The sequence below is a fragment of the Spiroplasma endosymbiont of Ammophila pubescens genome (assembly GCF_964020965.1).
Classification (GTDB): Bacteria; Bacillota_I; Bacilli_A; order Mycoplasmatales; family Mycoplasmataceae; genus Spiroplasma.
In genome coordinates, this window is sequence record NZ_OZ026611.1 from 1402344 (window position 1) to 1428118 (window position 25775).

The 25775-nt window shown below is 23.5% G+C and carries 33 protein-coding genes and 3 pseudogenes; 19 read left to right on the forward strand and 17 right to left on the reverse strand.

Translation table 4 applies throughout. The features are described 5' to 3' along the window. The first annotated feature begins 35 nt into the window (after positions 1 to 35). The 3 genes from ABNT63_RS11410 to ABNT63_RS09235 are packed head-to-tail and all read left to right on the forward strand — an operon-like array spanning position 36 to position 877. The gene (locus ABNT63_RS11410) at positions 36 to 116 is read left to right on the forward strand and encodes an HNH endonuclease domain-containing protein (RefSeq protein ID WP_431607839.1); all 81 of its coding nucleotides are present in this window, start codon (positions 36 to 38) and stop codon (positions 114 to 116) included. Next, positions 116 to 682, forward strand: a complete 567-nt coding sequence (gene cas9, locus ABNT63_RS09230; RefSeq protein WP_348735477.1) for a type II CRISPR RNA-guided endonuclease Cas9 — start codon at positions 116 to 118, stop codon at positions 680 to 682. Before ABNT63_RS11410 ends, cas9 begins: the two co-directional genes overlap by 1 nt. 18 nt (positions 683 to 700) lie before the next feature. After that, positions 701 to 877 (forward strand): hypothetical protein, encoded by a 177-nt coding sequence (locus ABNT63_RS09235; protein ID WP_348735478.1) that lies wholly within the window; start codon positions 701 to 703, stop codon positions 875 to 877. 146 nt (positions 878 to 1023) lie between these two features. Here ABNT63_RS09235 and ABNT63_RS11415 read toward each other — a convergent pair. Then, positions 1024 to 2022 (reverse strand): annotated as a pseudogene (locus ABNT63_RS11415) (IS30 family transposase). 236 nt (positions 2023 to 2258) lie between these two features. On the opposite strand from ABNT63_RS11415, the gene ABNT63_RS09250 reads away from it, so the two are divergent. The 7 genes from ABNT63_RS09250 (at position 2259) to ABNT63_RS09280 (ending at position 6600) form a co-directional block, all read left to right on the forward strand. Next, positions 2259 to 2591, forward strand: coding sequence for a hypothetical protein (locus ABNT63_RS09250; RefSeq protein ID WP_348735481.1), 333 nt, complete (start codon positions 2259 to 2261; stop codon positions 2589 to 2591). A gap of 24 nt (positions 2592 to 2615) precedes the next feature. Beyond that, on the forward strand, positions 2616 to 3020 hold the full coding sequence (locus tag ABNT63_RS09255; RefSeq protein WP_348735482.1) for a hypothetical protein: 405 nt from the start codon (positions 2616 to 2618) through the stop codon (positions 3018 to 3020). 92 nt (positions 3021 to 3112) lie between these two features. Next, positions 3113 to 3859, forward strand: coding sequence for a hypothetical protein (locus ABNT63_RS09260; RefSeq protein ID WP_348735483.1), 747 nt, complete (start codon positions 3113 to 3115; stop codon positions 3857 to 3859). A gap of 263 nt (positions 3860 to 4122) precedes the next feature. Next, entirely contained in the window at positions 4123 to 4296 is a 174-nt protein-coding gene (locus tag ABNT63_RS09265; protein WP_348735484.1) for a hypothetical protein, read from the forward strand. A gap of 447 nt (positions 4297 to 4743) precedes the next feature. Next, positions 4744 to 4962, forward strand: coding sequence for a hypothetical protein (locus ABNT63_RS09270; protein ID WP_348735485.1), 219 nt, complete (start codon positions 4744 to 4746; stop codon positions 4960 to 4962). Between the two features lie 3 nt (positions 4963 to 4965). Beyond that, a complete protein-coding gene (locus ABNT63_RS09275) occupies positions 4966 to 5634 on the forward strand; it encodes a hypothetical protein (RefSeq protein WP_348735486.1) in 669 nt (222 codons plus the stop codon). A 60-nt stretch (positions 5635 to 5694) separates the two neighbouring features. Beyond that, positions 5695 to 6600, forward strand: coding sequence for a hypothetical protein (locus ABNT63_RS09280; protein WP_348735487.1), 906 nt, complete (start codon positions 5695 to 5697; stop codon positions 6598 to 6600). Between the two features lie 12 nt (positions 6601 to 6612). On the opposite strand, the gene ABNT63_RS09285 is transcribed toward ABNT63_RS09280, so the two are convergent. Beyond that, a complete protein-coding gene (locus tag ABNT63_RS09285; protein WP_348735488.1) occupies positions 6613 to 7518 on the reverse strand; it encodes a hypothetical protein in 906 nt (301 codons plus the stop codon). A 58-nt stretch (positions 7519 to 7576) separates the two neighbouring features. On the opposite strand from ABNT63_RS09285, the gene ABNT63_RS09290 reads away from it, so the two are divergent. The 3 genes from ABNT63_RS09290 to ABNT63_RS09300 all read left to right on the forward strand — a co-directional run bounded on the left by ABNT63_RS09290 (position 7577) and on the right by ABNT63_RS09300 (position 10899). Beyond that, complete coding sequence (locus ABNT63_RS09290; protein WP_348735489.1) at positions 7577 to 8548, forward strand: hypothetical protein; 972 nt, start codon at positions 7577 to 7579, stop codon at positions 8546 to 8548. 174 nt (positions 8549 to 8722) lie between these two features. Continuing rightward, the gene (locus ABNT63_RS09295) at positions 8723 to 9964 is read left to right on the forward strand and encodes a hypothetical protein (protein WP_348735490.1); all 1242 of its coding nucleotides are present in this window, start codon (positions 8723 to 8725) and stop codon (positions 9962 to 9964) included. Positions 9965 to 10407: 443 nt separating this feature from the next. Next, positions 10408 to 10899, forward strand: a complete 492-nt coding sequence (locus tag ABNT63_RS09300; protein ID WP_348735491.1) for a hypothetical protein — start codon at positions 10408 to 10410, stop codon at positions 10897 to 10899. A 219-nt stretch (positions 10900 to 11118) separates the two neighbouring features. Here the strand turns inward: ABNT63_RS09300 and ABNT63_RS09305 are convergent, their stop codons facing one another. From ABNT63_RS09305 to ABNT63_RS11420, 3 genes and pseudogenes are all read right to left on the reverse strand, one after another. Beyond that, positions 11119 to 11409 (reverse strand): hypothetical protein, encoded by a 291-nt coding sequence (locus ABNT63_RS09305; protein ID WP_348735492.1) that lies wholly within the window; start codon positions 11407 to 11409, stop codon positions 11119 to 11121. A gap of 42 nt (positions 11410 to 11451) precedes the next feature. Beyond that, the gene (locus ABNT63_RS09310) at positions 11452 to 11631 is read right to left on the reverse strand and encodes a lipoprotein (RefSeq protein WP_348735493.1); all 180 of its coding nucleotides are present in this window, start codon (positions 11629 to 11631) and stop codon (positions 11452 to 11454) included. Positions 11632 to 11970: 339 nt separating this feature from the next. After that, a pseudogene (locus ABNT63_RS11420) lies at positions 11971 to 12948 on the reverse strand (IS30 family transposase). Between the two features lie 411 nt (positions 12949 to 13359). Here ABNT63_RS11420 and ABNT63_RS09325 point away from each other — a divergent pair. The 3 genes from ABNT63_RS09325 (at position 13360) to ABNT63_RS09335 (ending at position 15503) form a co-directional block, all read left to right on the forward strand. Next, positions 13360 to 13890 (forward strand): hypothetical protein, encoded by a 531-nt coding sequence (locus ABNT63_RS09325; protein WP_348735496.1) that lies wholly within the window; start codon positions 13360 to 13362, stop codon positions 13888 to 13890. A 465-nt stretch (positions 13891 to 14355) separates the two neighbouring features. Continuing rightward, entirely contained in the window at positions 14356 to 15087 is a 732-nt protein-coding gene (locus ABNT63_RS09330; protein ID WP_348735497.1) for a hypothetical protein, read from the forward strand. Between the two features lie 236 nt (positions 15088 to 15323). Continuing rightward, complete coding sequence (locus tag ABNT63_RS09335; RefSeq protein ID WP_348735498.1) at positions 15324 to 15503, forward strand: lipoprotein; 180 nt, start codon at positions 15324 to 15326, stop codon at positions 15501 to 15503. 361 nt (positions 15504 to 15864) lie between these two features. On the opposite strand, the gene ABNT63_RS09340 is transcribed toward ABNT63_RS09335, so the two are convergent. The 5 genes from ABNT63_RS09340 to ABNT63_RS09360 form a co-directional block, all read right to left on the reverse strand. After that, positions 15865 to 16047 carry a hypothetical protein gene (locus ABNT63_RS09340; RefSeq protein ID WP_348735499.1) on the reverse strand — a complete coding sequence of 61 codons (183 nt, stop codon included), beginning with the start codon at positions 16045 to 16047 and terminating at the stop codon, positions 15865 to 15867. A 294-nt stretch (positions 16048 to 16341) separates the two neighbouring features. Then, positions 16342 to 16527, reverse strand: coding sequence for a hypothetical protein (locus tag ABNT63_RS09345; RefSeq protein ID WP_348735500.1), 186 nt, complete (start codon positions 16525 to 16527; stop codon positions 16342 to 16344). A gap of 142 nt (positions 16528 to 16669) precedes the next feature. Continuing rightward, the gene (locus ABNT63_RS09350) at positions 16670 to 17056 is read right to left on the reverse strand and encodes an integrase core domain-containing protein (RefSeq protein ID WP_348737184.1); all 387 of its coding nucleotides are present in this window, start codon (positions 17054 to 17056) and stop codon (positions 16670 to 16672) included. Further along, on the reverse strand, positions 17007 to 17372 hold the full coding sequence (locus ABNT63_RS09355; protein WP_348735501.1) for a hypothetical protein: 366 nt from the start codon (positions 17370 to 17372) through the stop codon (positions 17007 to 17009). The genes ABNT63_RS09350 and ABNT63_RS09355 overlap by 50 nt, the downstream gene beginning before the upstream one ends. A gap of 165 nt (positions 17373 to 17537) precedes the next feature. Further along, the gene (locus ABNT63_RS09360) at positions 17538 to 17756 is read right to left on the reverse strand and encodes a hypothetical protein (RefSeq protein ID WP_348735502.1); all 219 of its coding nucleotides are present in this window, start codon (positions 17754 to 17756) and stop codon (positions 17538 to 17540) included. 74 nt (positions 17757 to 17830) lie between these two features. Here ABNT63_RS09360 and ABNT63_RS09365 point away from each other — a divergent pair, with 74 nt between their 5' ends. Together ABNT63_RS09365 and ABNT63_RS09370 are read left to right on the forward strand one after the other, a co-directional pair. Beyond that, on the forward strand, positions 17831 to 18142 hold the full coding sequence (locus ABNT63_RS09365; RefSeq protein WP_348735503.1) for a lipoprotein: 312 nt from the start codon (positions 17831 to 17833) through the stop codon (positions 18140 to 18142). A 475-nt stretch (positions 18143 to 18617) separates the two neighbouring features. Continuing rightward, a complete protein-coding gene (locus ABNT63_RS09370) occupies positions 18618 to 20783 on the forward strand; it encodes a PTS fructose transporter subunit IIABC (protein ID WP_348735504.1) in 2166 nt (721 codons plus the stop codon). Between the two features lie 152 nt (positions 20784 to 20935). On the opposite strand, the gene ABNT63_RS09375 is transcribed toward ABNT63_RS09370, so the two are convergent. Further along, entirely contained in the window at positions 20936 to 21301 is a 366-nt protein-coding gene (locus ABNT63_RS09375) for an integrase core domain-containing protein (RefSeq protein ID WP_348735505.1), read from the reverse strand. Further along, positions 21273 to 22022: a hypothetical protein gene (locus tag ABNT63_RS09380; RefSeq protein WP_348735506.1), complete on the reverse strand. Its 750-nt coding sequence runs from the start codon at positions 22020 to 22022 to the stop codon at positions 21273 to 21275. Before ABNT63_RS09380 ends, ABNT63_RS09375 begins: the two co-directional genes overlap by 29 nt. A 74-nt stretch (positions 22023 to 22096) precedes the next feature. Between ABNT63_RS09380 and ABNT63_RS11425 the strand changes: the two genes are divergently transcribed. After that, positions 22097 to 22285 (forward strand): lipoprotein, encoded by a 189-nt coding sequence (locus ABNT63_RS11425; RefSeq protein ID WP_431607840.1) that lies wholly within the window; start codon positions 22097 to 22099, stop codon positions 22283 to 22285. Between the two features lie 32 nt (positions 22286 to 22317). Here ABNT63_RS11425 and ABNT63_RS09385 read toward each other — a convergent pair. The 5 genes and pseudogenes from ABNT63_RS09385 to ABNT63_RS09405 form a co-directional block, all read right to left on the reverse strand. Beyond that, positions 22318 to 23037 (reverse strand): annotated as a pseudogene (locus ABNT63_RS09385) (terminase TerL endonuclease subunit); the annotation flags it as partial. Next, complete coding sequence (locus tag ABNT63_RS09390) at positions 22991 to 23608, reverse strand: terminase large subunit domain-containing protein (RefSeq protein ID WP_348735508.1); 618 nt, start codon at positions 23606 to 23608, stop codon at positions 22991 to 22993. The pseudogene ABNT63_RS09385 and the gene ABNT63_RS09390, both read right to left, overlap by 47 nt. 49 nt (positions 23609 to 23657) lie before the next feature. Beyond that, on the reverse strand, positions 23658 to 24146 hold the full coding sequence (locus tag ABNT63_RS09395; protein WP_348735509.1) for a hypothetical protein: 489 nt from the start codon (positions 24144 to 24146) through the stop codon (positions 23658 to 23660). A 238-nt stretch (positions 24147 to 24384) separates the two neighbouring features. Further along, positions 24385 to 25629 carry a hypothetical protein gene (locus ABNT63_RS09400; RefSeq protein ID WP_348735510.1) on the reverse strand — a complete coding sequence of 415 codons (1245 nt, stop codon included), beginning with the start codon at positions 25627 to 25629 and terminating at the stop codon, positions 24385 to 24387. Beyond that, on the reverse strand, positions 25604 to 25774 hold the full coding sequence (locus ABNT63_RS09405) for a hypothetical protein (RefSeq protein ID WP_348735511.1): 171 nt from the start codon (positions 25772 to 25774) through the stop codon (positions 25604 to 25606). The genes ABNT63_RS09400 and ABNT63_RS09405 overlap by 26 nt, the downstream gene beginning before the upstream one ends. Position 25775 lies beyond the last annotated feature (1 nt).

Sequence of the window (25775 nt, forward strand, 5' to 3'; positions counted from 1 at the left end):
CTTATTGTGGTGATACTATTGAAATTGAAAAAGTTATGCAAGATGATTTTTATATTGAAATTGATCATATTATTCCTGAATCAATTTCATTTGACAGTTCTTTAGCAAAAATTTAGTGTTGGTTTATAAGCAAGAAAATAGTATTAAAGGACAAAAAACACCATATAAATATTTGCTTGATGAAAAGGGTTTTAGTGCATATGAAGAGTTTAAAACACGAGTATTAAGAATGTATGAAAAAATAAAGTATAATAATAGAAAATATTATTTAAAAAAGATAAATAATTTACTTTTAGAACATGATATTAATGATCCAAATTGGCAAAGAGAGTTTGTTCAAAGAAATTTAAATGATACAAGATATGCAACAAAAGAAGTTAAAGAATATTTAGAAAATTATAAGATATATACAGTCAATGGTTCATTTACTAATTATTTACGATATAATTTTTTCAAAATTGGTTTTAAAAATCGTGATGAATATCATCATCATGCAATGGACGCCACTATGATATCGTTTTTGCCTCAAATTAAGTTTTCAGTAAATAAAATTATTTTAGATAATGATTATGAAACTTATCAAATAAATTTAAATTATAATTCTAATTCGGTTCATCAATTATTAGCTACAATTGGCAATGATATTCTTACTTTTCCTTATAAATATTCTTGAAAAATATAAAACAAAAATAATAAGTCTTTGTCGAATGAAACGATTTATGCAGCGAAAGTACAAGAAGATGGAACATTGAAACAAATTTCAAAAATTAATTTAATTACTGGAGATAGTAAAAAAATTGAAAAACTTTTTGAAGAAAAATATACAGATTTATTAATTTATGATAGTAATAAAAAAACTTTTGAATATGTAAAGTAAAGATGCAAATATGACAATTTGCCCTTATTTAAGTCAATAATATATCTTTTATTAAAAATTGCAACTATTTTTTTAAATATAAGTTAATATTTAAGAACCACAAAAAGAAAACTTTGTTACAAATATATAATTCATATTTAAAAAAATTAAATATTAATATTTTTTAAAAATACCTCTTTGGAGGATAATCAACCTAAACTCGGTCGTGGTTTCTCATTAATAATTTTCATAACTTTATTAATTTCTTTTTGACTAATAGGATTAAAATCTGTTCCCTTAGGAAGATATTCTCTAATATCTCTATTCATTCTTTCAACTTTGGGTTTTTGTGTTGGAGTTCCAGCATCACAAAAGTATACATTTGCATTAGTAATCTTTTCAATTTTTTTCATTTACTAAATTCTTTACCTTGATCAGTTATTATTCCTTTTATATTTTCCTTATAAAGTTTATTTTTAAAAATACTTTTAATGGCTTTATTAACCTCTTCTGAATTATGGTGGTCTAATTTAAAACAAATCGTATATAAACTTTTTTCTTCTGTAAAAGTTAAACAAACAGATTGATGGTCTTTACCTACTATACAGTCCATTTGAAATCAACCAAAAGTACCTTTTTAATGTTCTGCTTCTTCAATAAATCTAATATTAGTTAATTGAACCACGATCATCTTTTCTCTTTTTTGTTTTAAACTTTTTACCTTTAAATGGTAGTTTTTTCTTAATTTCAGTATTTTCATCATCAAAAACTCCATATTCAATATATTTGTAAAGTGTCACATGTGAAAATGGAAACTTTTCATTATACTTTTTTTCATATTCAAAAATAATTAACATTGATGAATAGCGTCTTTTACTTAAAATTTTTCTTATATGATTTACAACTTTTTTTATAATTGTAGTATATTTTATAGATTTTTTTCTTTTATTTTTATAATCATCATTCGCTTTTTTAGGATCGTATTCTTCTTTAAGTCTTTTAGCATCTAATCTAATTGTATTACGACTTTTATTCATTACTTTTCCTATTTTAGAATAATTAGGTGTGCCATCTTTCTTTTTAAATTTTTCGTATATTAAATATTCTTTTAAGTCATTTCTTTCTGCTAAATTAAAATGTTTAAATTTTTTCTTTTCTTTTTTCATAAGACAACCTAGCCCTTTATATTAAAATATTTATACACTAAAAATTAAAATTTTGTTGACAATACTTTAAATGATGGTAGGATGGTGATGTAATTTAATACAAATAGGATTTACTAGCCCTTAATCGCTTGTTTAAAAATTACTAAAAAATAGAGACTTGAAAAAGTCTTTTTTTAATTTATTTTACTTTTTGATATTTTTTTGTAGAATGGTGATGACAAAAAGAGGTAAAAAAGATGGCAAAAGTAGATAAAAAGTGATGAATAATGGCAAATTTAACAAAAATAAAGCAAAAATTAACAAAATTTGATGAATATTGTAAAAAAAATAATATCAAACTTGCCACAAAAGAAACCTTATTAATCTTTTGTAATTTAGAAGAAGATGAATATAATGACTTAAAAAACACTAATTTATTAGCATTTAATGAACTTAAAATGAAAATAAGAATATTAGAAAATAATATAAAATTACATCTCTTAAACGAAACTAAGGGGTGTATCGGTATATGCACAGTATTATGGTCGTGAAAATGAAACTGAAATAAATTATGCTCCACCAGTAATTAACATAACAGATAGGAGAAAAATATAATGGCAATGTTATATGAATATAGTTATCTTAATGAAATAGTAGTTAGTTTATTAAATAATACAGAGTATATTGCAGATGAAATTAATTTAGCAGGTAGTCGTAAAGCAGGTAAAACATATTCTATTGATGAATTAATAACATTATTAAGTTGTATTGTATTAGCAAATAAAGATAAAAAAATAGCAATATATGGTTTTAGATTAAATAGTGCAGATACTGCTGAAATGCAACAAGATATTCAAGATGCCTTAGATAAAGTTGGTTTAATACTTATCCTACTAAAAAATGAAAAGGTGGTTATTATCAATATAATGCTAGATTTAATAAACCTACTTGAACATTTCCTAATGGTAGTTTTATTAAATTACAAGGGGCTAGAAAAAGTAATTCATCGCAAGTATTAGGGAAAGGAACAGCACGAGCAAATGGTGCTGATTTATGTATTATTTGTCTTGAAGAAGCTAATGAATTTAGTAAATCAGAAAAAGAAGCAATTATGCAAGCAGTTCATGATTATAAAAAATTAATATTAATTACAAGTACTAACCATGATAGTATTTATCAATATCATATAGATTATTTAAATAAATTATTACCTTTTAATCGTAAAGAATTGGAAAGTAAAGGAGAACAAATATCTAAATTAATAGTTCCAGTATTAGATCCTAAAACAGGACAAAAAGCATATGATAAAAAAGTAATTAATCATTATACTAATTATTTAATTAATAAAAATAATTTAAACTATGATGAATTAATGAAATTATATGAATTAAAAGCAGAATGACCTAAAAAATATGATGTATGAAGAATTGAAATGCCTGGAGCATTAGATGGTAGTATTTTTGCTAATTATTTATTTAGTAAATTATACGATTTTGAACCAGTTAATTTTAAAACAGGTTTAGATTTAGGTTATGCAGATAGTCCATTGGAACATGCAACTCATGCTATTTTAATGGGATTAGATAAAAAGAATTATAAAGAATATATATTATTTAAGTGAGATAGATTTATGAGTGGATTTACTCATTTATGATGGGTATTATTTTATAATACATTTTTTGCATTAGGTTGAACCTGAGCAGTTAAAAGTGGTGAATTTGATGGTTTTAGTTGAGATAGTATTATGTCATCAAGTAATATTATTGGTTTAGAATTTGGCCATATTACTTTATTAGGTATTCAAGGTATTTTAATGTGAATTGGTCGTAAACCTAAAATAGATAAAAATATTAAATAACAAGGTAATCATTTAATTAGAAAAAGAAAATTAGGTATTGTATTTATTATTTTATGGTTAATGCCTTTAATTATTTGATCTATTGGAAGATTAATTATTATCTTTATGTGTAAAGCATATTTAAATTAAAAGCAAATGGTAGTTATGAAAGAACTGAAAATAAATTTATTAAAGATTTAGAAATTAAACAAAGTAGATAAAGATACAGCAATAGAAACTGTTTCACAATTTGCAGAGAAAATATTGAAAGGAAAAGATTAATTATGGCAAAGAAACAAATTAAAAAAAATATTGAAAAAATGCGAATGGATAAAAATATTTGTTGAATGATAATTGATGGTAAAGAGTGTTTTAAAAAAGTAAGTAAAAATTGAAATGGTATTGGTGTTCCTGCGTGTGAAGAACATACTAAAATATTCCAAGAATTAATGAAATAAACTTATGATTATGGTGTTAATAATCAAAAAGAATATTTAGATCAATATGAAAAAGGTTTTAAAAAAGGTATTGAAGAAACTAGAACTGAAATTAAGAAAAAATATCCACAAGTTTACAAAAATTAAAATGGTGATAAGATGGTGACGATAGTTTTTGAAATTTTCTATAAAAAAAATAATGGAGGGATTAAAGTTATGTCAAACTTTAAATATGAATATAAAGAAAATATGACACAAGATGAAATTAATGCTTTATTAGAACAAAAAGAAAAACAAGTATTATCTAGTGTCTTACCAAGTGCATAAACTCGTATTAAATCAGAAACTGAAAAAGAATATTTAGAACAAATTAATAATTATCAGTCAAAAATAAAAGAATATGAGTTATCACAGGTACCACAAGAAAATCGTAAATTAGTTGAAGAACTATTAAATAGTGGTAAAGATATGGAATATATTAAAACTAATTTTAAAGATTTAGTTGAGAAAAAACCTACATTAGATATGAAAAATCTAATGAATGGTGGAATTCAAATTAAAGATGAAAATATGTTTATTGAAGAATTATCACAAAAAATAAAAGAAAATTTACAAGATAATCATAATATTCCTATTAATGAAAAAATTAAAAACTTAGTTCAAAAAGAATATCAGAAAGGAAAATAAAATGTGGCATCAATTATAGGATTACATGAGGGATTTGTTATTGGTAATGGTGTAGCAAATTTAACAAAAGAAGGACATTTATTATTATCAGCACAAGAAATGCGAGTAAAATATATTTTATCAAATCCTGATTATTATACTTTTCATCGTTTAACAGCAACAGCACAATCAAGTCCTAATATGGAAAGTACAGATTATGCAGTTGCAATTTATACAATACCTGAACGATTATTTTATGGTGATTCAGAATGAAACCACGAAAAAGGAAACCCAAAACAAAATCAAAATGCTAAGCGTGGTCGTTTAGTAATTGATCATACTATTGGTTTAAAAACACAATGAAGAAAATTTGATTTATCTCGTTTAAAAAATACTGACCCATCATTACGCGGTGAATTAGTAGCAAAATGAACTGGTTCAATTACACAAAATATGATGTTTAATTTAGAATTATACTTTTTAAAAGGTGTAATTGATAATTATATTGCTAGATCTAAATTTAATAAAGATTATGCTTTTGTTTATGATACAACTAAAATTAAAACTCAACAAGATGCATTAGACTTAATGTATAAATTAGGACATCGTATGACAGATGAAACAAGAAAAATTAATGCATCTCAAATTGGTACAAATACTAGTGATTGAGAAATGATATGAGAACCACATTAATATCTAGATTTAACACGAGCATATACTCAATTAATCGGTGAAAATATTTCAGCAAATACAATGGTAACAGGTACTTTATTCCAAGATAAAGTTTTAGATTATATGGTTTCTAAATCATTATGACTTGGTCAAAATATTAAACCTTTACATGGTAAAACATCAGATGGGCAATTAGAGATTAATTTACAAGGAATGAATAGAACTCGTGGCTTTGATTTATCTATTAATAATAAAATAGAAGCATTAGTTATTCATAGAGATAATGCTGCAATGATTACTATCTTTACTGAAAATATTAGTTATGTTGATAATGATACACAAGAACCTGCATTTACTAGTCATGTATTATTTTCATTACCTGCTTTAACAAGACCTGAATTAGGTTTCTTAATTGTTAAAGAAATGTTTACAGAACAAGAACAAATGGATGCTATTGCTCGCTTATGAGATAATACAAATCCAACTGGTAATTCATGACAAAAATATAATGAATTTACAGGTGAATGAGAAAATGAATTAACTTATCAATTATTAGATTATGATCCAAATTATAAAGATTTTTATAATCCTGAATTTAAAACTGCAATGCAAAATACTATTAACAATATTAATAATTTAACAAAAGATCAAATTACATTAAATATGGATGTTAAGAAAAAATATTATGAATTCTTTGGAATTACTCCATCTACTCTTGACAAAGCAAAGATTAAAAAATTATTTGATAAAGTATTAGATAAAAATTTAACTACACCACAGAAACAAAGAATTTTAGCATTTATGCGTTCTATTATGGTATTAAGTGATGGTAAAAATGATTATCCAATTCAAACAAATTCAGCAGGTATTTATTTACCAGTTAATGAAATTGTAAGTGGTAATATTTATTTACATATTAATGCAGGTATTATTGAAAATCAAAATATTAAAGATATTAAAATTAAAATTGCAGTTAAAACAGGATAAAAAATAAAAGACCTAAAATGGTCTTTTTATTTTGTTTAAAGGTTTTTTAATTACATTAATACCTTTTTTAAGTTCTTTATAAATATTTATTGTTTTTGGTTTTGATATTATTTTAGTATGTAATTTTTGATAACCAGTTTTTAAATTAGTTGCATATTCCCGTTGTTGATTTAATCAATTTTTATTATCAATATACTGCTTATGATTATTTAATTTAGCATCTTTTGTTTGATAAAAATTAGTACTATAACGATTTATTTCTTTATTTAATTCTAATAGGTTTTTATTAATACGACTAGCTCTTAATTTAACATCACCGCCACTTTTATTTTGTTGTGTATATATTTGTCAATTAACATATTCTCTTAATTCACTGCGTAATCACACATGTAATCACATATTTCAAAATACAGACCCTGCCCCAGTTCCATTTTTACCAGTTGCTGATTTCATTGCTTGTCATACTTGAATATGTACTTTTGGATAAGTATAAGGTACATATCATCTTTTTTGTTTATCATTATCACTTTGAATTAAAATAGTTAAATTACCTATTAATTTTTGTTTATTAGTTATTTGAAAAAATCCCTTTTTACATCAACTACTAGATAATATAGTTCAATTACTTTCTGTTGGAGTTAATGATTTTACAATTTCTTTATATTTATTTTTATCTAAAAAACTAATATCTTTAAATAATTGTATTTCTAAACTTTTAGGTATTTTTGCTAATAAATCACTTAATATATTTGGGTTTAAATAATATTGAATTTGTGCTAATTGATGTTCAATATCTTTAATACTTTGTAAAATTGCTTTTATTTTAGAATTACCATATTTTTCTAATAATTTTATAATTCTTAATGTTATTTTTGGGTTTTCTAAAATACTAGTAATTAATGTTAATAATTTTCACATTTTTTGACACTCTCCTTTTGTTGATTATATAATGGGTGATGACAAAAAAGGTGTAAAAATGAATAATAAACAAGAAATAAATTTTAATGAATTAATTAATAAGCCTGAATATTTAAATTATTTAGAAACAGGAAAATATAAAATATTACAAGAACAAAAATACTATATTGATATTCCTTGAATTATCGCCAATAGAAAAGCTGCTCCATTAACTATTGGGCAAGGCTTAATGTTTAATTGTGATAATAATGATACGCAAGATTGAATAGAAGAATGATATGAAAAAAATTATGTTTATTCCAAACTATATCAAAATGAATTAGCAAATAGTTTATATGGTCGTAGTGTAATGTATTTATTAAAAACAGAGACTGGCGATTTAACTATTGATGTTGCTCCAATTGGTTCAAATGTTCGTATTGCTAAATATTCAGAAATAGAACAATATGCGGAAATGTGAATATTACCTGCTCAATCTGATTATATGTGATATCAAAGAGTACAATTTTATCCTAGAAAAGCAAAAATAACCTACTATACAGCAAAAGATTTAGAAATTGGAATTTGACAAACTTACGGTGAATTAGAAAGTAAACTAAGACCAGTTTCTAAAATGGAATGTGATACTGGGATTGATATATTACCTATTGTTGAATTTACAAATTTACCTAAATTAGTGCATGGTACAAAAACAACAGTAGATGCTACCCCTGATTGTTTACCTGTATTTAATTTAATTAAAGATGTACAAGACAATATTTATTATAAAAGAATTGAAAGAATTATTAACCGTACTCATTTTATAGGACAAAAAGATACTACTCATTCACTTGTTGATAATGGTAAAGGCGATGAAGAATTAGTAAGTGTTGATGCTATTATTACTAGTACAGTTCAACAATATGCTATGACCGGTAATACTGGAGTTGGTTTAATTCATGCTCAACAAAATTATACTGAAATAACTATTGATAGTGATTTTTTTAATTTTGCAATATTTATTTTAATGATGTGCAGTTGTGTTAGTTAATAAAATAGCTTAACAGATAAAGTTAGTTATTTATATATTACTAGTACTGAAAAAACTTATTTATAAGATGCAACAAAACAAGTTTTTATTAATTCAGAAGAACCTGAAAATAATTATCCAATTAATGATATTTGAGAAAAAATTAATAGTGAAAATGGTTTTAATGTTTATGTCATGAATTTACAAAAAATTAATAAAGCATTAGATAATTTTACTATTAAAAGAAAATTTAAAGGTGATGCTTATAAATGTCATATTATTAATATTAATGATACTGTTGAATTTTCTAAATTAGGTGGTGAAGAATATTTTGGTGAATATAATGCTTGATATCTTGATCGTACAATTACCGTTGAAACTACTTATAATTTTCAAAGAGAAGATTTTTTAAGGTTTTATTTAGTACCTTTACAATCTGACAAAGAAGATGTTGATGATAATTTATTAATGTTTATTTCAAATGCTCAACCAAAATATAATGATTTAAATGAATTAGTATATTGAAATATTACTTTTAGTTATGTTAAAGATTATATTAATACTACTGGACAAACTATTCAGCAATTCGTAAAATTTTCATCACCAGGTGAAGGCTATTTTATTCCTAAAATAATATGAGATGAATTAGGTATTTCAAAAGATTATGAAATTAATGAAAAATTTACTGGTGATAATGGTATTAAAAGTATTCAATTAACATTATTAGGTAATAATAATGGTTTCACTGCACCAGTTATTTTTGGTCGCCCTATTGAAAATTTAGGGAAATGAAATGAAAAAGTATATCCTCAAAGAAGATTATTTATTGACGATTTAAAAATGCCAGTAGCGGATAGTTTAACAAAATCACCTAAACCATTAACTACTTATTTATTAACTAATGGTATTCCTGCTATTAATGGTCAATATGATAATTGATTAAAAAGAAAACAAGGTCAATCTAACCAAGAAATTAAAAAGAATTATGAGGGTTATTTGAATACAGATAGAAAATTAACCCAAGCAACTAACCCAAATAATTTAACAGTTAAAGATATTGCTTTAAATTATAAAGGTAATAAAATTATTAAAGATTTTGATGTACGAGCAAATGGTTATTTTAAATATAATGTTGATATAGGATATAACACAATTAATCCAAGTAAAAATCGTGGTCAATTAAAAGACATGTTAAATTTATTTAGTGTTATGGTTAATAATATTATTTCATTGCTAGTAGATATAACAGAAAGTATTGCATGAACTCAAAGAGATATTCCTATTGTTGGTAAATTTTTAAATGCAATAAGTTTAGGTATTCCTATTTATTGAAAAACTATTGATAATAATACTAATAATTTATATCCAAATATTAAAACTGGAATTCCTTTATTTATTGGTAAAGCAAATTATACATTTTATGATGAAAGTTATTAACCTATTGTTGAAGATAGTACGCGTCCCCAAACAAAAAATCAAGGTAATATCCCTTTAGATGCTTTTAGATATAATACCCAAGATGAGGTAAATGATATAATTGGTGCTAGTGCAAGTAATACAAGTTGAGAATTTACATTAACTGATAAAATACAAGTTTCAAAATGATCTAAAAGTCAAAAAACAGAAATTGAAAAATACGCTTGAATTAGTAGTGTTATGATATCTTAATCATTTAATGATGAAGAAAGTATTTATTTAATTAATGAAGAAAGTGTATCATTACCAACAATGGAAACAGGAAAGAATTTATTAACTGATATTGTTGGTAGTGGTCGTTATATAATTAATTGATGCAGTTGGTTTTTATAATTTAGGTAAAACTGTCTGTCGTATTTATATGTTTTTCAGATGATATTGATATATATGACCCATATTCAATTATGAGTTATTTTGTTAGTTTACAAACTACAAGTTTATATAATAATTCAGTGCGTGATTGATTAACTCTTTATTCACTTAGTTATTTAGATCAATATATTGATGATGATATAATACACAATTGACCTGTTAAATTACCAGATCCACCACCAAGTATTAATTTCTATCCAGTACAAATCATATTAAACAAAGTAGATAGTAAATTAGATATGTTATCAAAAGGAAATCCATCGGGAGCTACACCTGATAATAAAACATATTCACAAGATATTTTATTATTTGATTTTGGAACATTTGGTGCAACTGATTGGCAACAAGTTAAAGATAATTATGATGAATTTGAGTTTGGTAATGATGGAAAAGTAAGAATATGAGCTACTGTTGATGGTAAAGAGGTTATTCAATGAATTAATAAACCCTTAGGAGTAAAACATATTATTAAAATAGAAAATATTAATGAAAATGGATATAGTGTGTTTGTTAATTTAGAATAAGAAGCATATCCATGAGGTAAACTAACGGGTTATCATTTTAAAACACAAATTTCATTTTACAATCAAGGTGTTAAATTAAAAATGAAAATTAATTATGAATTATGAGGTATTGGTGCCAGTAATTTAACTAGTATGAATTCAAATGGACATTTTGAAATTAATACTATTGCAGGTGCATATATTAGGTTAAAAGAAAAATAGGTTTTTATACCTATTTTTTTATTCACCATTAACTTTTATATTATTATTCTCATCAAGAATTAAATTAGGTTCTTGTGTATCTAATAAATTTCAACGATATACTGATTTAAAATATTGAATATCCTTATGCCAAAAAATTCATTTTAAATTATTTTTTTGGATAGTTAAATCAAATGTATTATTCCAATCTAAATCTTGAACTAGTGCAAGTTTATAATTATAATATTCATCTTTATTTTTTAATTTATCTTGTTGATTATTCTGAAATTTAATTAATCTTCAACTATCATTTTTATTACCACGACACACTACATAATAATATTTATTATCAACATTATCAAATGGTTTTTCTTATGGTGTTATTCATTCTAAGTTATTTTTAATAGTTTGGTCTTTTGTATCTATTTTATGTTTTTCTTTTTCTTTTTTTAAATCATCTTCGCTATATTGTGGTTTATTACAAGCAACTAAATTTGTTGTACTTGTTCCTACTAATGTAATTGCACCTAAAATACTTAATAATCTTTTCATTGTAAAATTTTCCTCCCTTTATCGTCATCATCATAACATATTATTTTAATTTTTTATAAATTATTATAATATTATTATCATAGTTAAATAAAAAAAGAGAATGATCCTGATCATCATTCTTACTATAAATTATATTACACATAATATTTTTTACAAGTAAGAGATGATAATGTGTAAATTGTACTATGAAGTGTAGCACTTTATTTGATTTCATTATAACACCAATAAAATAAATGTTCAATATAATTTATTTTAAAAAAATTTAGTAGTTTTGTTTTAAATTTATGAATTTTGGCACACTGAAAAATAAAATGATTAAAATTTTTATAGGTAATTATATTAAAAATTAAACATTTGTATAAAAACTTCTTTTGAAGATAGTCAATGTAAAGATTTTTTAAGTTTAGAGTTTATTATATTAGCAACTTCTTGATAATAATTTCTTGAATAAATACTTAAATCAATTCCTTTGGAAAATCAATGTCTAAAATCGCGGATTGCTCTTTCAACTTTGGGTTTTTGTGTTGGAGTTCCAGCATCACAAAAATATACTTTAGCATTTGTTATTTTTTCAATTTTTTCTCAATCAGCAAATTCTTTGCCTTGATATGTTATTATTCCTTTGCATCTATCTTTGAAAAATCTGTTAGAAAAAATTCGTTCTACTGCGTTTGTAGCTTCTTTTGTTGTTTTTTCTTTTAATGGTTCAATGATTTTAAATTAGGTTAATTCTTCGATTAAAACTAAACAAACACTATTGTTTTTACCAATCATAGTATCCATTTGAAATCAACCAAATTCATATTTATCATGTTTTGCTTCTTCAATAGTTCTAAAATTTCTTATTTTTCCACGGTTATCAATTCTATTTTTTGTTTTATATTTTCTATCATGAAAATACAAATTATCTTTCTTGAAATTTAAAAATCCCAAATGAATATATTTATATAAAGTTTTAAAAAATACCGGAAATTTAATACCAAACTCTTTTTCATATTTTTTACAGATTTGTTCTGGTGAATCATGAAATTTGTTATATTTTTCATCTAGTCATTCTAAAATATTTAGCAATAATGATGATTTTTTAAAACATTTTTGTCGTTTTTGTAAATAATCTTCGTGTGCTAATTTAGCATCATATTCATTATCTTTTAACCTTTTTATTTCTCGTCTAATTGTATTGCGATTTTTATGCAATATTTTTGCTATTTTAGATATATTGGGTTTACCATTTTTTCTTTTTAAAAAATCAAGTTCTAATAAATCTTTTAACATTACTCTTTCTTTAAAAGTAAAATGATGCTTTGTTTTATCCATTTTAAAAAATCCTTTCTTTTATATACAAAGTTAATTATATAGTTTTTTGAGGTTTTGGGCGAGCGGTTGATTTTCTTAAATTTTTGTGATAAAATGACTTACAAATTAAAAAAATTTTGAGGTTCTTTCAAACAAATTTGGGAACCTTTATAAAATTCTTCGCTTAACGCTTAGAATTTTTTCCCAAGTATTTTGAAAAGCGCGGCAAAAGTTTTTTAAACTTTAAGGCATTTTTCACAAACTTATGAAAATCACCGCGAGCCCAGATTAATACAATATAATCACAATAATAATCATTTAAATAACTTCCTTTCTCAAATATGCTTAAAAAGTGTTTGCATATATATATATATATATAATGTCAATAGATCTTGATAAAAAGTTTCAAGATTAGAAAGGAAATTATACAAAATGAAAAAACTTTTAAGTTTATTAAGTGTATTAACAATTAGTGGAAGCGCAATACCAACAACAATTGCCGCTAGTCCTTATCAAAATCAAGAAAATAATTTAGAAACTTTAAATAGAAATAAAAGACAAAATAATAATTTTATAAAATATAATAAAAAACTAATTATTGATAATAATTATCCAAAAAAATATAAATCGAGTTTAAATGAAATTATTAATTATTTAATAAATGAAAACATTTTAATATCAGTTTTTGAAAATAATAGTTCAGAAATATATGCATTAAATAGTAGTTATTTAAATAGTAATCACTATCTTATATTGCCTGTTTCTATAATTGATAATGAAGCGGGAGGTGAAATTGAGTTAGTTATTAGATTGAACGATTTTTATATTGTTGGTTTTATTAACATTATAGGTACTTTTCAAGAAAATATTATTAGAAATTATTATTGATTATCCGACTCTGATCACCCCAATTTAGAATTAAGACATATAGATAATACTATTGCAGCTGATTTTCCTCTCTAATTTGATGGACATTATAATATTCTTTTAGGAGGTGCCGATAGTAGTCATTCAATTAATTGATTTTCTATTCAAAATGCATTTACTACTCTACATAATTGAAGAAATAATAATAGTAATAATAATTTAATAAAAAAAGCTTTAGGATATATAATTTTAGTAACTTCAGAAGCTTTAAGATTTAGAAGTGTTTTTAATTTAATTTTAAATAATATAATCGAAGGTTATAGCAATATATATTGAAATCCTGCATAAAATAGTGGTCATACCAATGTTCGTGCTATTGTAACAAATTGACAATCTATAAGCAATAATATTATTGACGCAATTAATAATATTCAAGCAAGATTTGGTAATATCAACGAAGTTATTAATGAATCATTTTATAATTTATTATCACAATTACCATTAAATACAATTTCTCAGGCTCTTGCAAATACAGATGTTAGAATTATTCTTGGGTTACTTATGCAACCAACTTTAAATTGTGATAGAAGAACAAGAAGTATAAATAACAATATAAAAAATGAATATTGTTATGCGATTAAAGGGACAGAACAAAATTACCCTTTAAAAAATAAAAAAATAACTTCTGTTAAAATTTTAGATGAAAATAATAAAGGTGACAATTTAAAAAGTAGAGATATTTTTGTTGGAACAACTGAAGGACTTTATTTTATTCGCAAAAATGGAGTAGTTTTAAAAGTAGATAATATTGATAATGATAAAAATGACCATACCGAAATAACAAGTATAAAAGAATTTGGCAACGGTAATTTTTATGTTTCTACAAATGACGAAAAAGTTTATTTTTTAAATACAAAACTTATAAATGATGAACATATTATAGGAGAAATATTATGAAATGCTGAAAGTTCTAACTTAGAAAAAGAATTAAAATTATATTATGATAAAAATAAAGAAAATAAAAAGTTAGATTTTGAATCAACATTACATAATTATTGAAATACAAAATCATTTTTACTAAATTTAGATAAAATTAACCCTGTTGAAAATTTTAATAAAATAGAATTTTTAGGAGATAACGATAATAATTGTTGAGGAACTATGGTAAATTGAGGAAGTTGAGTTTATACAAACAATTGTAAAGCAAGTTGAGGAAAAGTTAAAAAATTAAAAGGTCAAGATATTAATAGCTTTTTAAAAGATAAAAATAACAATTTTAAAAATATAATTTAAAACACAAAAAATAACGTACCACAAAATAAAGAACAAGAATTACAAAAATTTTGAGATAAAGATGGTGAAGCAAAAATAGAAATTAATCAAAGATTTGGATTAACTTGATATTGAGAAAATAATAAATATTATTTAAAAGTATTCGGATTACAATATTGTGAATGATGAGCTTCTGGTGCATCACTTAATTGTCACATGAAATTAGGTAATGGTATTAGATTATATAATAATTAATTATGAAAAGATTATTAAGTTTTATTGGAACAATCATTTTAATCGGAACAAGTACAACAAATTTAGTTGCTTGTAATAAAACACAATATAGCGAAGATGATTTAAAAAAAGAAAAAGAAAAACATAAAATAGATACTGCTAATCAAGAAATTAAAAATAACTTAGAATGAATAACACCATAAGAAAAACCATTTAATACAGTAGACAGTAAATATTATATAGTTGTTGCTCGAAATAGTTTAAATAGTGATTGAAAGATATTTAAATTAAAAAATAATGGTGAAAAAGGTAGTGGTTTAAAAACAGATTGAGGTGAAAGACCTGTTGGCTGGATTTTTACTTCTAATGGTATTTATTTAGCTACAGGTAATTTTCTAGATACTTCAATGGAATATGTATAAGGTAAAAATAAAAAATATGAAAATTATATTAAATTAGTTTACCGTTGAAATTTAAATAAAAATATTCCTAGTTTAGCTGTAAATAATAAAACTGGTGAAATAGCACTTTAATAAAAAATTTTTAGAAGATCTAAAAATTTTTTTATATTTCTAATGTAATTAATGATAATTTTTCATTATTTATATTAAATAGTTGTAAATTATTAATATTAATTTGTTCTTTTGTGGGTGGGTAGGAAAATATTATACTATTTGATTGTTTTAAAAAATCAGCAACCGCTTTATTTGAATAAGATTTTTCATATTCAACACCATTTTTATACAAATATCATGTATCATCTTTTATTAATTCTAAATATGTATTTCTATCTTTTCCACTGGCCTTAGTTAAAATAGGACAATTTTTAATTAATTTTAAGTTAATATCTTTTCCTTCAATAATTTTTTCATTTGATTTTTCAATAAAAATATTAATATCATAGTTTCCATAACCTCATATACCCGATATTTCAATTTGATTTAAAAATAATAGTTTTTCATCATAAGTTATTTTAATATTATCTTCAACTAAATTTTTAGTTATATTTATTCAAACTGTCTTAGAATAAAGAAAACTATATTATTGTGAAAAATAGTTTAAATATTCTTCTATTTTGTCATTAGAAACAATTAAATTAGTTAAATACTTGCCATATTCACCATCAGATAATTTAATTTCAGCAGGAATAAGGGAAGGAATGTTATTTGTTTCTAATTCATTTGTTATGGATAATCAATTAAAATAATTTTGTGTAATATACCACACACATTTTGAAGATTGCAAGAAAAAATAATAAAATATATAATTTAAAATATAAAAACATCATTAAAAATGATACATATATAAATAAAAATTCTAAAATTGACACACTAAAAAATAGTTTAAATAAAACTTTATAAATTTAAAATTATTTAGTTAAATTAGTTAAAAATTCAAATGGTGTCTGAAAATTCAAAGATTTATGCACTCTTTTAAAATTATAAAAGTAATAATAATCATTTAGTTTATTTTGTAAACCAACTGCATCCAATATTTTTTCATCAAATACAAATAACTTATTATAATTTTGATGAAATCTTTCAATTTTACCGTTTGACTGCGGAGAACGAACGGGTGTTGTTTGATGTAAAATATTTTTATCTGTTAAAAATTGAGTAAAAGTAGTTTCTTTAACGCTACTTTTTTGATTATTCCGATGACTATTAATAAATTCAGAACTGTTATCAGTTCTAATTCGTGTTATTTTAATACCAAATATTTTTTTTAAAATCACTGATTGCTCTTTTAACAGCATCAATAGCATTCTCAGTGCATAATTTATCATAAATATAACCGAATACTCCTCTAATTCTTTCATCAATAAAATCATAAACATAATACTTTTTATCAACTGGAAATTTACTTGGCATAAAATATTTAGCATCCATTTGTAATAATCCTAATTCTTTAACTTCATATCTTGGATGTTGTCTTTTAATTTCTTTAATTTTATTTTTTATTTTTAATCATCGTTTATCTTTTTTAATTCAACGAAAAAATGTTTTTAAATTTTTTGGTGCTTTATTTTTTAATTCTTCGCCATGAATTCCTTTTTTTAAATTATAAAACAATGATAAAACACCACCAGCACGTTTATCAGAATATTCAAAATATAAATCACAGATATTTTCACGAACATCATTACTATATTGATAATTAATATTATTAGGAACTGTTGATTTTAATAATAAATCTTCAAAATTATTATTTGTATATGCAAGTAAAATTTTCTTTGCTTAATAATAAAAAGTTGAAAATTTATTTTTAAAATATTTTTTAATTAAATCTTTTAATAACAACTTAGTTTCAAGAAAAAAATCCTTACATAAATTAATATATGCAAATATTTTTGTTTTTATTCTTTTATAATATTTATTTTTATAATTTTTACTTAAAAAATCTTGTGATTTTGCTTGTAAATCGCTTAAATTAGAGTTATTAATAATATATTTCATTAATTTACACCCACCTTAAGAATATATAGTATAATTATAACATTGAAGATAATTTAAAAAGAAAGGATAAAAATATGAAAAAAATAATTAGTATTTTAGGAGCAATCGGATTAACAACAACAAGTACAACATCATTAATTAGTTGTGAAAAACCAAATAACAATGAAAACGGGGGTAATAAACCAGAACCATCATATAATCCACAACAACCACCAAAAGATAGTAATTGAAAATTAAGTGCTCGTTCTAGTTTGCCAGATAATAAATGATATATTGCAATTGTTAAAAAGCAACAAACTGATGATTTTTCTATTATAAAATTTAATTTTTCAGATAAATCAGTTTGAAATGTTGGGGCACCTTATCATACAATTATCAAAAAATAATCCTCATATTGAATCTTTATGAAATATTTTTAAAAAAGAAGCATTAGATAAACTGGAATATACTTTTGATGAGTTTAAATACCAAACAAATTTATATTTTAATTGATATAATCTTAAACGATTAACAATATAAAGTTATTATTTAATAAAGTTTCCGAAATGGGGTTTCACATCACCAGTCTTAAAGAAGCCTTAATTCATTATCATGGTTTGGGTTTCACTAATATTCAAAATTATTTAAATCTATGAAAATGAAAATACCAACATAAAGGTTTAACACCAAAACAACAATCAATGGTATTATATTTTAACGTTTAAAAAATTTAAAGCAAAATCATAATCTTACACAAAATTAGTTTTCAAATTGTCATATTGATGATTTTTTTATTTCATCAAGAGTTTTCGACAAAATTAAAGAAATTATTGAGTTTTAATTTTAAAATAGTATACTATAAATTGAAGGAGAAAAAACTATATGTATAATAACATTTTTAATGAAAAACATATTATTTTAGATTCAACAGCTAAAACTAAAGAAGAAGCTTTTTTAGAACTTGCTCAATTATCTGAAAATCTTGGATATGTTTCTGACCGCAATGAACTTGTTAAAGGTTTTGAGGCCCGAGAAAAAGAATCTTCAACAGGTTTTGAAGATGGTTTTGCAATTCCTCATGCACGAATTAGTGCTATTACAAATGCAGCGGTTTTATTTATTCGTTTCAAAAATGATGTTGATTGAAATGCAATGGATGGAAAACCAACGAAAGTTGCAATTGCTTTAATTATTCCTGAAGCTAAATCAGGAGAAATTCATTTAGGAATTTTAAGTGAAGTAGCACGAAAATTAATTGATGAAGATTTTAAAAAAGCAATGAAAGTTGAAACAGACAAAGCAAAAATTTTAGCAGCATTATTAACTGGGATTGGAAAAGAAGAGGTTCCAACCAAAACTACTCCAACTGGTCAAAAGCCGTTGCTTTTAGCAATGACAGCTTGTGCAACAGGAGTAGCACATACTTTTTTAGCTGCGGATAAGTTAAACCAAACTGCTCTTAAAATGGGATACGACATTAAAGTTGAAACACATGGAGCTGAAGGTGTTCGCAATGATTTTACAGAGAGAGAAATTAAAGAAGCCAAAGTAATTATTGTTGCAACGGATATTGGGCTTGATATAAAAAGATTTAGTGGAAAAAAAGTTTATAACTGTCCAGTTGCAAAAGCAATTAAAGATCCAGAGGGGGTTATTAATGCCGCTCTAAAAGAAGGAAAAGTGCAACCAACTGGAGAATTTATTACTAAGGGTGCTAATGATAGCAACCAAAAAGTTGGAATAATGAAGCACTTAATGGCTGGGGTTTCATATATGGTTCCAATTGTTATTTTAGGAGGAATTTTTATTGCTATTTCATTAGGATTAGCAAAAGCAATTTATGGTCCTAACTATGAGAATTTTCATGGTTCATTAAAAGGAATGGGTTGAATTCCTGATGCTGGCAGAAAAACAGCACATTGAGGAGAAATATTTTATACTGACCCATTAATTGACCCAAAAAACTTTTTCTATTATCTTAATGTTATAGGGGTATCAGCTTTTACATTAATGATTCCAATTTTGGGAGCATTTATTGCTAATTCAATTGCTGGTCGTTCAGCAATTGCTCCAGCTTTAATTGTTTCATTTATTGGAAATAATGCTGTTAACTTTTATCCTTTACCAGGAATTGAAGCAGTTAATACTCCAACTGGATTCGTTGGAGCAATTGCAGCCGGATTAGCGGTTGGATATACTGTTAAATGAATTAATACTTGAAATGTTCCAAAAGGATTAAAACCAGTAATGCCAATCTTCTTTATTCCAATTGTTGTCGGCTTTATCTATGGAATGATTATGATGTTTGTGATTGGCTCAACTGTTGGTTGAGTAATGGGTAAATTCCAAGATTGAATTTCACGAACATGAGGTAATACTTCAAATGCTGCTAATGTAGCAATTGGATTAGGCTTTGGACTATTGATCGGAGCAATGGCTGGTTTTGATATGGGTGGACCAATTAATAAAGTTGCATTCTTGGCATGTACAGGTTTAATTGGTTCAAAAATTTATACACCAATGGGGGCAATGGCAGTTGCAATTCCAGTTGCGCCAATGGGAATGGGAATTGCAACATGAATTTTTAAACCATTCTATAATGAAGAACAACGAACAATGGGTTCAACAGCATTATTTATGGGGTGTATTGGAATCTCAGAAGGAGCAATTCCATTTGCAGTTAATGATCCAAAACGTGTTATTCCAAGTAACATTGTTGGTTCAGCAATTGCGGGTGCTTTAGCTGGTGCTGTAGGAATTGCTGATTTGGCTGGTCATGGTGGACCAATTGTTGGATTCCTATCAGCGTTAGGTTGTGGTAATGGTGATGGTGGAGTTTATGGATGAGCTAGTGCTTGAGGATGGACATTACTAGCATTCTTATTTATGATTATTGGGGCTTTAATTACTGCCTTTATGTATGGTTTCTGACAAGTTGTAGATAAAAAACGTACTGGTGAAACAATTTCAATGAAACAATTTGTGGTAAAAAAACATACTGATAAAGTAGTTGCTAATAAAAAATCTCAAAAAGTAAAAAAAATGTAGTATACCACACACATTTTGAAGATTGCAAGAAAAAATAATAAAATATATAATTTAAAATATAAAAACATCATTAAAAATGATACATATATAAATAAAAATTCTAAAATTGACACACTAAAAAATAGTTTAAATAAAACTTTATAAATTTAAAATTATTTAGTTAAATTAGTTAAAAATTCAAATGGTGTCTGAAAATTCAAAGATTTATGCACTCTTTTAAAATTATAAAAGTAATAATAATCATTTAGTTTATTTTGTAAACCAACTGCATCCAATATTTTTTCATCAAATACAAATAACTTATTATAATTTTGATGAAATCTTTCAATTTTACCGTTTGACTGCGGAGAACGAACGGGTGTTGTTTGATGTAAAATATTTTTATCTGTTAAAAATTGAGTAAAAGTAGTTTCTTTAACGCTACTTTTTTGATTATTCCGATGACTATTAATAAATTCAGAACCGTTATCAGTTCTAATTCGTGTTATTTTAATACCAAATATTTTTTTTAAAATCACTGATTGCTCTTTTAACAGCATCAATAGCATTCTCAGTGCATAATTTATCATAAATATAACCGAATACTCCTCTAATTCTTTCATCAATAAAATCATAAACATAATACTTTTTATCAACTGGAAATTTACTTGGCATAAAATATTTAGCATCCATTTGTAATAATCCTAATTCTTTAACTTCATATCTTGGATGTTGTCTTTTAATTTCTTTAATTTTATTTTTTATTTTTAATCATCGTTTATCTTTTTTAATTCAACGAAAAAATGTTTTTAAATTTTTTGGTGCTTTATTTTTTAATTCTTCGCCATGAATTCCTTTTTTTAAATTATAAAACAATGATAAAACACCACCAGCACGTTTATCAGAATATTCAAAATATAAATCACAGATATTTTCACGAACATCATTACTATATTGATAATTAATATTATTAGGAACTGTTGATTTTAATAATAAATCTTCAAAATTATTATTTGTATATGCAAGTAAAATTTTCTTTGCTCAATAATAAAAAGTTGAAAATTTATTTTTAAAATATTTTTTAATTAAATCTTTTAATAACAACTTAGTTTCAAGAAAAAACTCCTTACATAAATTAATATATGCAAATATTTTTGTTTTTATTCTTTTATAATATTTATTTTTATAATTTTTACTTAAAAAATCTTGTGATTTTGCTTGTAAATCGCTTAAATTAGAGTTATTAATAATATATTTCATTAATTTACACCCACCTTAAGAATATATAGTATAATTATAACATTGAAGATAATTTAAAAAGAAAGGATAAAAATATGAAAAAAATAATTAGTATTTTAGGAGCAATCGGATTAACAACAACAAGTACAACATCATTAATTAGTTGTGAAAAACCAAATAACAATGAAAACGGGGGTAATAAACCAGAACCATCATATATACCATTTGTGACAATTTCTGTTCTATTAGAAAAACCGTTTTGTTCTAATTTTTCTTTTATATAATCTACATAATATCTATCATATCAAATTTTTACACAAATTAAATTATATTTTTTAATAGTTTCAATAATATAATCAATTATTTCATCTCTATTTACAGCGGATCCAAGTGTAAAAGTTATGTATCCTTGTTTTTCTCAAACAGAATATAAAACTTTGTCTTCTTTTTCATTTTCATATGCTCTTTCTCGGGGAATAAAAAAATGTGGCAAAATAAAAAATTCACCAGTTTTTTCGGGTATTAAAAATACAACAGCAGTTAAGTCCATTGTTTGTGATAAATCAATACCAACAGTACAATATTTATTTTTTAAATAATCTTCTAAATTAACATTTTTATTATTTTTTTCTTGTAAAGATCCAAAATTAAATAATGAAGTTTCTTGCAAAGAAGCAATATTACAATGACGAGTTAAAAAACTAGGTTGTTGTAATGGTTGGTTAATTGCTGTTTCTCATTCTTCTTTTAACTTTTCAATATTTTTAGAAATACCAAGATTTGGATTTGCTTTATATAGATTTTTAAATTTTTTTCATTCATTAAAATTATCTAATTCATATATTCAAGGTAAAAAATTATCGTTTTGATAAATATTATTTAATACTTTTTCAGCATATTCATATCTCTCATCATAAATACTCTCGCGAGTACTTCCACTTGTTGTAATTAAAAGCATTAATGTATTTTTTCTTTTTGATGTTGCTGATTTAATAACATCATATAAGTCTCTTTTTTTTCATAGCCGCCAATTCATCTAAAATTACTACATATGGATTTAAACCATCTAATGTTTTATCTTCTGATGCTAATGGTTGAAAATGTGATCAATCTCTTAAAAATTCTATTTTATCCCTTGTTATTTTTAATTTACTATTTAATCATTCTTCTTGTCTAATCATACTTTTAACTTCATCAAAAATAATTTTTGCTTGTTCTTTTTTTGTTGCAACTGTATATATACTTGCTCTTTTTTCGTTATCTAATAAAAAACATTTTAAAGCAATAGCAGATGCTAGGGTTGATTTACCATTCCCTCTACCAACAACCAATAATGTTTCTTTAAATCTACGAATATTAGTTTCTTTTTCGTAAAAACCAAATAATGCTTCTATAAATGCTTTTTGTCATAATTCTAATTTAAAATTTTGTCCTGAATATTCACCAGTTGAAAGATGACAAAATCTTTCTATAAAAATTATTGCACCAATTGCTTGTTTTTTATTAAAATAAAACCTTTTACTATTTTTTAATTCATTAACTAAATTAGATACTATCTTTTTAATTTTCAAACAAACAATATCTTTGTTTTTTTTTAATTCACTCATTATATAATTCTAAATTAGTTTTATTATTTATCGTTTTTTCAATCATAAATTATTTTTCTTCTAATTGTAGAATTTCATCTAATAGATTATTGTTTGTTTGTAATATAGGCGATACTTCAATTTTTTCATTACTTTCTTTTATTCATTTTTCAATAATTATATAGTGACTTTTATAATTTTTTAACATTGAATTATATTCTGGCAAAATTGGATTTTTTTCTTGTCTTTTATTCCCGCGAATATTTTCAACATCAATATAATAATTATCTAATTGACGAATTTTTTTATCCATATCATAAATTAATCATTCAATTTTACAAAATGTTTTAAGGAAATTAATTTTTGACTTATCTAAATCAACATTATTATTAATTAATATTTTTTTATAATCTTTAAAAAGATTATTTATTTCTTTTTCACCTTTTAAATTTAGTTCATTTTCGTTTAAAATTGCTTTATTTTTATTCATTTTTGGGTTATTTTTATTCATTTTTAAGCTATTTTTTACCAATTTTTTATTGTTTTTTTTGCTTTCCATTAATAAAACCCCTTATTTTTAAATGTTTTTTTATTATTTTACATAATTTATTTCATCACACCATAAAATTTTTGCCTTTTGTGTGCACGTGCCCTCAGCCCTCGGTAGACCAAAATATCTTTAAAATAAGATACAATAGGGGTAAAATAAAAATATAATTATATATTTAAAAATCACTGACATAATACCGTCGATTAAATTGTTTGTCAAATTAAATAATTAAAAATTATATATTTTTTTAATCAACTAAATGATAAAACAAAATTGCTAATTGAAAGTTTTTTTGATTATCTTGCTCAAATGAAAAATGATAAATAATATCATAATCATTTAACAATTTATATTTTTTTATAAATTGTGGATGTTCAATTATTGTAGAATTAATTTTTTCTATAATTGATGATATATTTTTATCTTTTACAAAAATAATCAATGCTGATTTTGTATCTCTTCATGTTAAATAACTTTGCAATTGATTAATAGCAGAAAATAATTGTTTTTTTCCATGTCAAATTTTACATTCAGCTATAAATATATTTTCATTATTATATTTTAGTAATATATCTGTTTTTCCATTTCTATTAAATGCTTCAGCCATTACAGATACTTTAAAATTTAAAGAAAGTATTAATAAAATATAATCTCTAATTGTTTCTTCATTTTTATTACGATAAATATTTGGGTATTCTTCCATTCTTTTTCCAAACTCATAAATTACACTTAATATTTGTAAATAAATATCTTCAGAAATTATTGGATCTAAATTAAAATCATTTTTAATTTCTGGTAATTTAATTGATATTTTTTCTTTTTTCTTTATTGGAGATACTGAAAATGTATTATTATCTTTATCTTCTATTTTTCTTAATGGAACAATTAAATTTTTTAAAGAATTTGTTATTGTTTTTTCTTTTTCTTTTTTGTTATTAAAAATATTTTTAATATAAGGTTTTAAATTATTATTGTATGAATCAACTTCTTTTTTTATATTGTCTATATAATATTTTAAATAATCTTTTATTTTATTAATTTTATCATTAGAATAATTTGCATTATTTTCTTTTCATTCAACAACGAAAGAAATTTCATTATTACTTATTTGAATTTCATATTTTGAACTTGTTTGAGAACTAGGATATGTTTTAAATAATTCTGAATCACCTTCATATGGTATATTAATTTTTACCATTGTCGCAATATATTCATGTGTACTTGAATTTGAAATTACATTAAACGGAGTAGGAATTATTTTTTTCTTTTTGTAATCTTGTGAAGATCAATTATCAAAAAATAAATTAATTGGTTCTATTTCATATCTTTTAAATAAATATTCAATAATATTATTTTCATCAACATTTAAAATATAATTATCTTCGTAGTTATTAATTTCATTTCTAATATTTTCATATAAATTATTAAAAAGATCATGTAAAAATATATTTTTAAATGGTATAATTTTATTTTTTCCCCTCAAATTTATCAATTATATTATATAACATTTGCTCAGTTTCCTTAGAAAAATTGCCTTTTATATGTAATTTACATATTATGTTTTTTAAATTATCAAAATCAGAATTAATTATATACTCCATTATTTTATCTGACATTTCTTTATTTATTTTTTTCATT